Annotated in this window: 11 protein-coding genes; 5 read left to right on the top strand and 6 right to left on the bottom strand. The window is 38.5% G+C overall.

The window, feature by feature from the left end:
• The first annotated feature begins 5 nt into the window (after positions 1–5).
• Positions 6–485: a DUF7832 domain-containing protein gene (locus BUA72_RS09615; RefSeq protein WP_072922760.1), complete on the top strand. Its 480-nt coding sequence runs from the start codon at positions 6–8 to the stop codon at positions 483–485.
• A 296-nt stretch (positions 486–781) separates the two neighbouring features.
• Here the strand turns inward: BUA72_RS09615 and BUA72_RS09610 are convergent, their stop codons facing one another.
• The 6 genes from BUA72_RS09610 to BUA72_RS09585 all read right to left on the bottom strand — a co-directional run bounded on the left by BUA72_RS09610 (position 782) and on the right by BUA72_RS09585 (position 6009).
• A complete protein-coding gene (locus BUA72_RS09610) occupies positions 782–1321 on the bottom strand; it encodes a lipocalin family protein (RefSeq protein ID WP_072922759.1) in 540 nt (179 codons plus the stop codon).
• 74 nt (positions 1322–1395) lie between these two features.
• Positions 1396–2130: a LytR/AlgR family response regulator transcription factor gene (locus BUA72_RS09605; protein ID WP_072922758.1), complete on the bottom strand. Its 735-nt coding sequence runs from the start codon at positions 2128–2130 to the stop codon at positions 1396–1398.
• 40 nt (positions 2131–2170) lie between these two features.
• Entirely contained in the window at positions 2171–2890 is a 720-nt protein-coding gene (locus BUA72_RS09600) for a PA3715 family protein (protein ID WP_139259582.1), read from the bottom strand.
• 101 nt (positions 2891–2991) lie between these two features.
• Positions 2992–3408 (bottom strand): DUF6326 family protein, encoded by a 417-nt coding sequence (locus BUA72_RS09595; protein ID WP_072922756.1) that lies wholly within the window; start codon positions 3406–3408, stop codon positions 2992–2994.
• Between the two features lie 19 nt (positions 3409–3427).
• Positions 3428–4135 (bottom strand): DUF4386 domain-containing protein, encoded by a 708-nt coding sequence (locus BUA72_RS09590; RefSeq protein ID WP_072922755.1) that lies wholly within the window; start codon positions 4133–4135, stop codon positions 3428–3430.
• Positions 4136–4221: 86 nt separating this feature from the next.
• A complete protein-coding gene (locus tag BUA72_RS09585) occupies positions 4222–6009 on the bottom strand; it encodes a histidine kinase (protein WP_072922754.1) in 1788 nt (595 codons plus the stop codon).
• A 193-nt stretch (positions 6010–6202) separates the two neighbouring features.
• Here BUA72_RS09585 and BUA72_RS09580 point away from each other — a divergent pair, with 193 nt between their 5' ends.
• From BUA72_RS09580 to BUA72_RS09565, 4 genes are all read left to right on the top strand, one after another.
• Positions 6203–7957 carry an amidohydrolase family protein gene (locus tag BUA72_RS09580; RefSeq protein ID WP_072922753.1) on the top strand — a complete coding sequence of 585 codons (1755 nt, stop codon included), beginning with the start codon at positions 6203–6205 and terminating at the stop codon, positions 7955–7957.
• A 290-nt stretch (positions 7958–8247) separates the two neighbouring features.
• Positions 8248–8922, top strand: a complete 675-nt coding sequence (locus tag BUA72_RS09575) for an SIMPL domain-containing protein (RefSeq protein WP_072922752.1) — start codon at positions 8248–8250, stop codon at positions 8920–8922.
• 154 nt (positions 8923–9076) lie between these two features.
• The gene (locus BUA72_RS09570; protein ID WP_072922751.1) at positions 9077–10678 is read left to right on the top strand and encodes a DUF4139 domain-containing protein; all 1602 of its coding nucleotides are present in this window, start codon (positions 9077–9079) and stop codon (positions 10676–10678) included.
• A gap of 18 nt (positions 10679–10696) precedes the next feature.
• The gene (locus BUA72_RS09565; RefSeq protein WP_072922750.1) at positions 10697–11893 is read left to right on the top strand and encodes a vWA domain-containing protein; all 1197 of its coding nucleotides are present in this window, start codon (positions 10697–10699) and stop codon (positions 11891–11893) included.
• The last annotated feature ends 166 nt before the right edge of the window (positions 11894–12059 follow it).

The raw sequence follows: 12059 nt of genomic DNA, 5'->3' as shown, positions 1-12059 counted from the left end.
CGGCAATGGCAAAATATGATGATGCTTCCTGGCACTATGGCGGAGAATATCCGGAAAATTTATCCAATGAAAATGCAGCGACCCATATCGGTATGTTTCTGACGTGGTGTATCAACAACAATTTATTATCTGAAGAACTGGAAGAAGATACCAAAGATGAGATCCAAAGTGTAAAAAGACGTGAGATGACCGGAGCAGAATTTCTGATCGATCTGTGCGATGAAAAGTTCAGCCAACACGACCTCAACGATCTCGGCAACGGCTTTGCAAAAGCTTATTACAATGATGATACTGCTTTCGGAAAAAAATTCAACTCATTTACTGACGATTATTCAGAAACCTTCGACCGGAAAGCAGAAGAAAACGACTTCGAATATGAATCGTTCTACCACGTGGAAGACACCTACGAAAACTATGATCTGATAAAACCTGTGATTGATCAGCGTTTTGAGGAGTGGAGGGAGTTTGAGCGTCAGAGTGTTTGAGAGTCGTAGCGTTTGCGTGTTTTAGAGTAGTTGTGTGATACGGGGTGCGAGTTTCGGGGAGTGAGTACTATTGAATAAACAACAAATTTCTGGTGGCTTCGAGTGCCTCAGCCACCAGAGATAGATTAAGAATAAAATGGTGTCCCATGATCAGAGTTTACACTGAAACTTAAGATAGACCACAATTTCTAAATATGACAAAATGGTGGCTGAGGTACTCGAAGCCACCAGTCATACTATCTGAAATCTGACGTCTGACATCTGACATCTAAAATCTTGATTCCTGGCTCTCCCAACTAATTATGCTTCACCCAGATCAATTCATCCGTACTATACCCTATTCTTTTTGCTTTTTCAATGAAACGCAGTCTGATGCTTTCAGGAATAGAAGTTGTTCTGGATAGGATCCACAGATATTTCAAGCTGTTTCCCGCTACCAGCGCGTATTGATAATCTTCATCGATATCAATTACATTGTAGCCTGCCCAGATTGGTTTAAAAAAGGAAACTTTAAGACGTGCTTCGGTTTTATCTTTTACAAACCTGGCTTCTCCTATGGCTTCTTTCCATTCTTTTTTAACGTAATTATAGCCTTTGTTGCTGACACGGATGGAGCCGTCTGGATTTTCAGAATATTCGGCGGTGACATTGTCCATGTTTTTTTCAAATCTGTAGTCGAAACGGGCAATCTCATACCACCTTCCGAGGTATTTTTTAGCATTAAAATTACTGACTGCTACTGCTCCTTTCGGAATTCCCGCAGAACACGAATTGTAAATAATAAGTCCTAAAACACCTAATGTAACCGGAATCGCAATTTTCTGAAGAGTTTTCATAATGGGAATATTTTGTGTGACTGCCCTGAAAACTTCAAAAATAATGCCTTTACGCTGTTAATGAACAATAAATTCTAGGAAAAGACCTTCAGGAAATTGTCCTTAAAACTGCCGGAAACCTCAATTTCGGTATCATCAGAAAGCATGACCGTTCCGCTTTTATGGTAAGATTTTACAAATCCTGCATTGATGATATGCGACCGGTGAACTCTTACAAAAGGGTTTTCCAGCAGATCATCGAAATGTTTCAAAAAGCGGCAGACCATTTTTTTAGAACCGTCGGTCAGATATACCTGTGTAAAGTTTCCATCTGCCTGCAGTCTTAAGATATCTTCAGTTTTAACCACATCAAATCCCTGAAGTGTAGGAAGGATCAGTTGTTGCTTTTCAGGTTTTAATTTTAAATTTTCTAGGAGGATTTTATTACGGTTGAGCTCTTCTTTCTTTTCAAGACTTTCCGCAACTTTATTTACGGCTAAAATCAGTTCCTGAATATCAATCGGTTTTAAAATATAATAACTGGCCGATTTATTAAGCGCCTGCAGTGAATATTGAGAAAAGGCCGTTATAAAGATGGTTTCATAGGAAAACTCTTTGGTGGCTTCCAACACGTCAAAAGCATTTCCGTAAGGCATTTCCACATCCAGAAACACAAGTTGTGGCTGCTTTTCAGCAATCAACGGAACGGCTTCTTTGATATTTTCCGCCTCGCCCACAAGTTCGATCTGTGGACAATATTTTGTGATATAATTTCTGAGAACTTCTCTTGCAATAAGCTCATCGTCTACGATTACGGATTGTATTTTCATTTTGGAAGGGATTAGGGATTAGGTAGCAGATGATAGGGGTTTATTGGTATTTTCCGTTTTTAAATTTTAAGATGCGGTAGGAGGTTTTTGAGGTTTCGTTTTCTTTGCAGTCGCCGTTTACTTCTTTGGTTTTTCTGTGAATTGAAATGGTTTTGATTTTAAGGTCGGTGAAATCATTTGTTTTCGTTTTATCCATCATGATCACGGATTGGTCATCATCAGCTTCTCCGGTACACCGGGTATCCCATTCTGCGCCATATCTGTTCAATTCAAATTCGTTTAAAATCTTTTTAAGGGTCTGCCCGGTCGGATAATACAGGGAAATTGTTTCTGTAGAATAAGGATTGGGCTGGCTGCCATTCTGAGCACTCACTTTGACCCCAAAAGCACGGATTCCATTGCTGATATTGTACAGACCTGTATCTATCACAATACTTCTTAACATGATAGCATCTGAAGTAATTTCAACCGGATCAAAATACTGATTTTTGATTTCACCATTTTCATTGGTGATCACAATATAATTCCTGACCACAAAAAAGTCGTCCTCTTCTTTTCCCTGCAGAATCGGCAAAACAGCAATATAGGAATCTTCCTCATTCGGCATTTTCTTTTCGGTACAGAATTCCTCTTTGATGGTGGTTTTATTGAGCTTTAAGCTTTTCACCACCTTATCAAACCGTGTGGTGTTGATCTCCTGTCCGTGTAAGATTCCTACCCATAAAGACATCAATATTCCTGTAAATAAATGCTTGTTCATTTTTCAATATCGTCCGGAACATATCCGGCATTCAAGTAAAAGTAAAAAATATTTAGCTTACAGGGCAATTTTGATTCATAAAACTCAAAGTCTTTCCCTTTCTAAAGTCTTTTCCATCTCCACGCATACCACACAATCAGTAGGGTGATCAAACTTTCCAACAGGGCTAAGAAAACATAAAATGCACGCCACAAACTAAGAGAAGTAACCGCTATAAGCAGCATCACTGCAGTAAAAAATATACCTAAAACGATATTGAGTACTCTATTGATTCTTGGTTTTAAAATGAGTGAAAGAAACACCATCACAGCAGGAAGTGACAGTAGAACAGCAGCCATAAACAGCTTCAAAGGAGTATCCAGTAGATTGGTTCCTTCTACAAGTCCTTTTGCTTTATCAGGAACATAAAGCTCGAAATAGTCACCATAAAGATAACACAGGGTAACGGCAGCCCAAAGCCCTGAAAGTATAACCTTAACATTTACTTTGATATCTTCAAATGGTGTGGAATTATTCATGATTATCTGTATTTAAAAATTAATCGACTTCTACAATTTCTCTGGTTTTGTTTTTCACTCCAAAAATTAATAGCCATAAGCAAGTCCCAATTTCTCCAATAGAAGCTGGAAGTGTTATATAATCCGATACTGAATAGTCTGAAAAATGAGGAATGATAGTTCTTCCAAATACATTGAGCAGATAGCCAAAACAGCCCAACATCAAGAAAATGCCTAAAATTTTCGGTAAAAATCCGGATCGATACACAAGATAACCGAATGGAAACAGCCAAAGCCCCCAAAATATCTGAACGATTAAGATCCCCTTGTTATAAGAGTTTAGCAGAACCATCACTTGAGATTGAAGTTGTTCTGTGTTAAATGCTTTTAAATAATCGGCTCCCTCAATAATAGTGAGAACTGAAAATTTACTCTGCAAATTCATCAATGAAACAGGAACACTGATCAATGCCAAAATAACCATCAGCTTTGCATAGGTTCCATTAACGTTTTTCAACAATTTATATAAAACCAGAGGAAGCAGGGTAAATGCAATATAGCAAAGCATACTGCCGGCAATACCTAATCTGAACAATTGTACAGAGGAAGAAATATTTTGGAAAGTAAGCGCCGGATCTTTCCAGACCATCAGCTTTGAAGGTACATACATTAAACTGAAAAAACCAGTAAGTATGACTATAAGATATATAAATCCTGCGAACCGGGCTGTTTTGTTTTCAATAGTCATCTGTTTAGTTTTAACTAATAAGACGAAACTATTGACAAATTGTTACAATAAAACAGGGCTAACCAATTAAAAACCAAACAAGTCTTTTAAACATTGATGTTTTTATAACTTATCTGAACTAAAACCCCGGGTTCTTCTTTTTTATCGGTGACTTTGCATTGAATATCCTGATGATAAAGGTCATTCAGCAGTTTAATTCTTTCAAGGGTATTTTTCATCCCACGCCCTTCTCTGGTCTTCTGATGCTGGGTCTTTTGCTTTTTACTTTCTTCAATGCCTATTCCGTTATCTTCGATCGTGATTTTTAAATGCTGGTCTTCTTTTTCAAAACTTAATTTCAGAAATCCTTTGTCGCTTCTGTAGCGCAATCCGTGCCATACCGCATTTTCAAGGAACGGCTGAACAAGCATTCCGGGAACTTTCAGACTCTGCATATTCAGGCTTTCGTCTACATCAATTTCATAATCAAATTTATCGGCAAAACGGGTTTTCTCTAAAGCCAGATAATTCTGAAGCAGATCCAGTTCCTGCTGAAAGGGAATGAAATCTTCGGCAGAATTTTCCATGACCCCGCGCATCAGTTTTGAGAATTTCGTTAAATACTGATTGGCTTCCAATTCATTATTCGTTGCGATAAAATGATTGACACTGTTTAAGCTGTTAAAGATAAAATGCGGATTCATTTCACGGCGCAGCGACTGAAGGGCGATCTTCTTATTTTTGATCTGAACTTTCTTCAGCATTCTGAAAATAAAGATAATCAGTCCGGTCAACACAATCAGAACCCCGATCAGATAGTAATTAAAAACATTCTTCTTACGGATAAGCTGGTCTTTCAGTTCCTTTTCTTTTTCAAGCTGTGAAATTCTCTGTTCGGTATCTTCCAGAATTTTATTATCGACAAGACTTCGGTCTTTGGACACAATATCAGGAAGTTTCCCGAGAAAATCACGGTACAGCGAAACTGAAGCCTCCGTATTTCCTGTTATGCTGTAGAGGCTGTCCAGCCTTTTTACACTTTTCTGGGCTTCCAGCGTGTGCCCTTTTTCCAAAGCGATTCCGTAGGCATTTTTTAATAATATCACAGCTTCTTCCGGATCATTTTTCTTAATATAAATATCGGCCAGTTCCTGAATCTGGTTAACTTTTTCCTGAGAATTCTCTTTGACAAAATCTTCTTTCAGTACTTTCTTTTTGGCTTCAATGGCTTTGTCAAAATTCCTGTTTTCAACATAGAAATTGGTCAGTTTCTGATTGATTTCTAATGCCTGCTGAGGGGCTTCTTTTTTAGAAATGGCATATGCACTATTCAGATTTTCTTCCGCTCTGGGAATATCTTTCTGCTGTATATTCACATCTGCCATCTGACTGTAACTTGCGGCCAGATCTCCTTTGTCTTTTGTTTTAAGGCCCAGATTGATATTATCCTGAATGGCTTCCACTTTCTGCTCATTGGTAGGAGAAGAAAGCCTTGCCGCATCATTGGTATTCACCATTCTGTTATTCTCACTGTAGCTGATCTCGGCAGCCTTACTATAATTGCTGATAGCCGGCGTTATTTTGTTCTGCTTTTCCTGTGACTGGGCAATTTTCCGGGTAACGGATTCCAGATTTTTTTTATCGTTGAGGTTTTTATAGATGGTTCGGGCTTTCGCCAAAAACTCTTCACTTTTGGCATAATTTCCCTGGTTGTAATAATCGTTGGCAATGCCTACATAAGAATCAGCTACGCCTTTATTATCATTATTATCGACTGCTTTTTTAAGTCTTGCCGCAGATTTATAAGCTTGAGTAACCCGTGTAGAATCCTGTGCTGTACAGAAATTTCCTGCAGCAAGAATGAAGACAATAAGTATTTTAAAAATTAATTTCACGGATTTCAGATCTTTAATGCAAAGTAACTAAAACTTTATGTATCCTTTTCTATTCTTTACCAAGTCAAAACTTCAATTCACCAAGTCTGCTCCTTCCAAAAATTAATCCTTTGATTTTTGAACGGTTCATAAAATTATTCCACAGAAGCGTGAGTCTTTCTTTATATTTGTAGGACGATTTGATACCATAATTATGAATAAAAAACTCCGGATTATACTTGTCGCTTTATTTTGTGCAGGCAGTTTCCATGCACAGATCTATATTCAGAATGTAACGGTTGCCGATGTGGTCCATAAAAAGATGATTCCGGGCCAGACTGTTATCATGACAGGAAAAACCATTACCGCCGTAAAACCCAGCAAGCAGATCAAAATCCCTCAGAATTCCCATGTCATTAATGGTGAAGGAAAATTTCTGATCCCCGGAATGACAGACTCACACGTTCATTTTTTCCAAAGCGGAGGTTTGTATACGAGACCTGATGCCCTTGATCTCAGGAAACACGTTCCCTACGAAAAGGAGATCAGCTGGAGCCACAGTCATATGGAAGATCTTATGCAGCGATATCTTAAAATGGGGATCACTTCGGTTATTGATCCTGGAGCGACTTATAATTTGCTGAAACTTCGGGATTCCCTGAAAGTCAATGACCGTCTTCCTTCAGTCTATATGTCCGGACCGCTGATTACGACCTATGAACCTGAAGTATTTAAAAACCTCAGTAAAAATGAACCTTTCAGGCTGCTAACATCCATTGATGATGCTAAAAAACTGGTACAGGAACAGATTCCTTACAAACCAGACTTTATCAAAATATGGTATATCATCACGGGAGATCCCGGTCAAAAGAAAGAACAGACAAAGAAGCTGGAACCGACTATAAAAGCGGTGATTGATGAGGCACACAGGAATAATTTAAAAGTAGCTATTCACGCTACAGAACGCTTAACCGCAGAAACAGCAGTACTCAACGGTGCCGATTTCCTGGTTCATAATATAGAAGATGAAATTGTTTCTGATGATTTTGTAAAGCTTTTAAAATCAAAAAAAGTCATTGTAAGTCCTACCCTTACGGTTATGGATAATTATTATGATACCTACGGACAAAAGAAAGTTTACAATACCTATGAACTGGAAAACGCCAATCCTGAAAGCATCGGCTCTATGTACGACCTGAAGCATCTTACGCAAACCTCAGATTCTGCGATGCTCAATAAACGTAAAGTCCGTTTCAGTGACCCTAAAGTAAAAGCCTACATTTCAAAAACAGACTCCATCCGAAAAGTCAATCTCAAAAAACTGGCTGATGGAGGCGTAATGCTTGCTGCCGGTACCGATGCCGGAAATATAGGAACTCAGCATGCGTCATCCTTTCTCGCAGAACTTAAAGCGATGAAAGAAAGCGGTATGAACGAATGGCAGATCCTTCAGTCAGCTACAATTATTCCTGCGAAGATCCTGAATAAAGACAATGAATACGGCAGCATAGAAGCAGGCAAAACCGCCGATTTTGTTTTACTGAATGCCAATCCCATTGATAATCTGGATAACCTTACAAAAATCGATGTGGTCATGAAAAACGGATTGCCTGTAGATCTCGCAAAAATTGTAAAAGTAACACCGGAATCCCTGGCTCAGCAGCAGCTCAATGCTTATAACGCAAGAAATATTGATGCTTTTCTCGAACCTTATGCAGACGATGTGGAGCTTTATCAGTTCCCCGGAAAGTTAATCAGTAAAGGAAAAGAAGCTATGAGAAAAACCTATTCCGCTATGTTTGAAAAATATCCGGACCTGCACTGTGAGATCAAACAGAGGATTGTCAATCTTAATTCTGTTATTGATAAAGAAAGTGTTTCAGGGCTGAGACCTGGCGTAAAGACAGAGGCTACCGCTATTTATGAGATCAAAAACGATAAAATTTCAAAGGTTTATTTTATTTATTAAACCTTTTTTTTGAACCATTAAGATTCTTGTTAAGCTTTTAAGAATATTAAGTTTTAGCTATGCTTTAAGACGTAGAGCATAAAAAATCAAATGATTTTTTCCTAACTATCTTCTATCCTTCATTGATCTTAATGGTTTAAAATCAAATTTTAAAAAGCTTGAAAAGGCGATTCTCACAGGGATCGCCTTTTTTATGGGCATCCACCAAGTGAAAACCTCATTTCACCAAGTCTCTTTATTTCGGGTTTCGGATCGAAGTAATTTTACATCAGAATTTAAAACAAGAAATTATGAAATTGAGACATTTTTTATTGATCGGAATCTTTACCCTGGGAAGTTTTGTGAATGCACAGGAAGTAAAGAAAAATGCAATTGAAGTTACAGGGGTTGCAGAACTGGAAGTGGAACCGGATGAAATCATCTTTAGCGTAGGCATTAAGGCAGATAACAAAAACGATCTGGCAGATAATGAAAAGAAACTGTTTGAAACACTGAAGAATGGAGGTGTAAAGAATGAAGACATCAAATTCAAATCCATGTACCAGAATATATATGCTAAAAACGGAAAGTTCACGAAAAGCTACCAGTTCAAAGTGAATACGAAAGCGAACATCAGCAAAATATTTGAAGACCTGAACCAGAAATGGGTAAGCAACCTGAATGTTGCCGAAGTGAAGAGTACTAAGATAGCAGACTTCAGAAAAACGGTTAAGATCAATGCTTTAAAGGCAGCCAAGGAAAAGGCAGATTACCTGTTGGAAAGTATGGGTAAAAAAACAGGAGCTCCACTTGAGATCATCGAAATTGAAGATTACACCAGCGATATGGTTCTTCCTGTAGCCTACAAAAGCAGCGTGAGAAATATGCAGATGGAAGCAGCAGACGCTACAATAGATTTTTCTTTTGACAATATCGAAAACATCAAGCTGAAATACAGCATCAAAACAAGATACGAAATCCTTTAGAATTAACAGATTTAAAAAGACAGTCCGAAAGGGCTGTTTTTCTTTTTTAAGGCTGACGTTTAAGCTCACCAAGTGAAAGTCAGGTTTCACCAAGTCTTCCCATTTTCAGCTTTAAATAGGGATAATTTTACTACAGGAATTAAAATAATACACTATGAAACGCTATTTATTACTACTCATCGCATTTTCTGTTTCATTTTTAAAAGGACAGGAAATCAAGAAGGAAATTGAAGTGAAACAGGCCACTGTATTCCTTCAGGGTGCCAAAGTTTTCGGAAGTACCTCCGTTACCCTGCAGAAAGGAAGGAATATGGTAAGAATCATCAACCTTCCCAACAATCTGGACGAAAATACCTACAGGATCAATCTTGAAAAAAATACAACACTTCTTTCCATCACGCCACAGAGTAACTTTCTGAAAGATGAAGATTTCTCTGCAGGAGAAAAGAAACTGGATGATGAAAGAAAAAAATTGCAGAGACAGGTCAATTTACTTAATATTCAGATCAAGAACCTCACGGGTGAGCAGAATATCATCAATGACAATCTAAAGATCTCTACCAACGATAAATCTACTCCGCAGGAGCAACTGATCAAACTGACTGAATTCTACAGAAAAAGAATGCTGGAAATCGACAATCAGGTTTTTGTTTTGAATGAGCAGAAAACGGTTTTGGACGAAGGTATTGCTAAGATCAGCAATCAGTTCGCAGAAGAACAGACGAACAAAAACACCAACAGAAAAGAACTTCTTCTGGAAATCCTTGCAGACCATGAAACCAATCTGAACTTAGGCGTAAGCTATATCGTTTCTGACGCAGGCTGGGTTCCATCTTATGATCTTCGCGCAGAATCGGTGAAGAAGCCGCTTGAAATGGTTTATAAAGGAAAAATCTACCAGAAAACAGGTCAGGACTGGAAAAATGTAAAATTATTTGTTTCCACCTATAGACCATCTTACAATCAGGACAGACCTATTCTTTCTCCATTATATGTTGCTGAATATACGCCACACAATGCACAGGATGAAACCGCCAATTACAGACTGAAAGCTGCTGCAAAAGAAGTGAATTCTTATCAGATGAGAGCTGAAGTAGAGGTTAAACAAAGTCAAATCCCTGTAGCCACTGTTTCAGACAGCCAGATGAACGTCATCTATGAACTTAATTATAACCAAACGATCTTAAGTCAGGAAAAAGAACAGTATGTCATCCTCGATAAAAAACAAATCGATGCTACCTATAAATACCACACCGTTCCGAAACTGAACAACCAGGTATTTCTGATGGCATTTATTAAAAACTGGCAGAATCTTAATCTGATCTCCGGAGAAGCCAATATCTATTTTGAAGATAATTATATCGGGAAAACCAGCATTGCAAGCAATTATGTAAAAGATGAATTCCCTATTTCTCTGGGTGTGGATGAAAGAATTACCGTAAAAAGAATCAAACTGGAGGACAAAACGTCTCAGAAAAACTTCAACAGCAATAAGTGGGAAACAGAATCCTTCCAGATCAGCATCAGAAACAACACCAAAGAAAGCATTGAACTGGAAATCCTTGACCAGCTTCCGATCAGCGAAAATTCTAAAATTCAGGTTAAAGCCTTGGAAATTGGAAACGGAAGTTTTGATGAAAAAACAGGAAGTATTCTTTGGAACAGAAACATCGGCAGTGGTAGTTCGGACAAAATCAATTTCTCTTATGAAGTGAAGTATCCGAAAGAAATGCAGATTCAGTATTACAGCAGATAACCAATAAAAAATAACAGTATGACAACTTTAAAAATCTTAACAATGACAGCCGTTACCGCTTTTTTAAGCTCCGGCAGTTTTTCAGACATCCGCTGTTCAAACAGCATGACAGCAGACAGAGCCGCAGTGGTACAGAATGCTTCCGTACCTGAGATTCCAACGCCATCAAAGGATAATAAAATCCAGGTTGCCCTTCTTCTGGACACGTCCAACAGTATGGACGGACTCATTGATCAGGCTAAATCCAGGCTTTGGAATATTGTGAACACATTGACTACACTGAAGTACAACGGAAAAGCTCCTCAGGTAGAAATTGCCCTGTATGAATACGGAAATGATGGTATTCGTGATGAAAATTACATCCGCCAGGTTACTCCGCTTACCCAGGATCTCGATCTGGTTTCCGAGAAATTATTTGCTCTGAGAACCAACGGTGGTAATGAATACTGCGGTGCGGTGATCCGTGACGCCTCGATGAACCTGAACTGGGATGGCAACGAAAAAAGCATGAAACTGATCTATATTGCTGGTAATGAACCATTCGATCAAGGAAAAGTGAATTATAAAGACGTGATCTCCAAAGCAAAAAGCAAAAATATATACACGAATACCATTTTCTGCGGAAGCCGAGAGGAAGGCACCCAAACCTTCTGGCAGAACGGAGCGGTTGTAGGCGGAGGAAAATATTTCAATATCGACAGCGACAGAAAAGTAATTTATATTGAAACGCCTTATGATGTAAGAATTTCAGAATGCAACACCAGACTGAATGACACTTACATTTTCTACGGAAATCACGGCTCTGAATATAAACTAAAACAGGCTGCACAGGACAGGAATGCTGAGGTACAGTCGGTTTCCAATTATGTTGAAAGAACCGTTGCCAAGTCTAAGAAGAATGCCTATAAAAATGATCACTGGGACCTTGTAGACAAGGCAGAAAAAGATGCAGGCTTTATCGCCACAGTAAAAGACGATGCCCTTCCGGCCGAACTAAAAGGTAAAAGCAAGGAAGAAATTAAAAAAGCCGTTGCTGTAAAATCTGCAGAGCGTGGAAAAATTCAGACGGAGATTGAAGAGCTGTCCAGAAAACGTCAGGAATACATTGATGCCGAAATGAAAAAACGGGGCAATGCAGATTCCGATGACCTTGGAAAAGCGATTGAAAGATCTATTCTGGAGCAGGCAAAAACGAGTGGATATACTTCGAAATAGTTTTTAATCTGGTGGCTTCGAGTGCCTCAGCCACCAGTTTGTCATATTTAGAAATTCATGTAAATCTTAATCAAAGTCTAGATCTTATCTTTAATCTTGCTTCAAATCTTTATCTACTCCTGGTGGCTGAGGAACTCGAAGCCACCAGTTCCTATCGATCCTAGCC

It is taken from the genome of Chryseobacterium sp. OV279 (assembly GCF_900128945.1).
In the GTDB taxonomy this organism is placed as follows: domain Bacteria; phylum Bacteroidota; class Bacteroidia; order Flavobacteriales; family Weeksellaceae; genus Chryseobacterium.
Note: the sequence above shows the minus strand (reverse complement) of the source record. Positions and strands in the feature narration are given on the sequence as shown.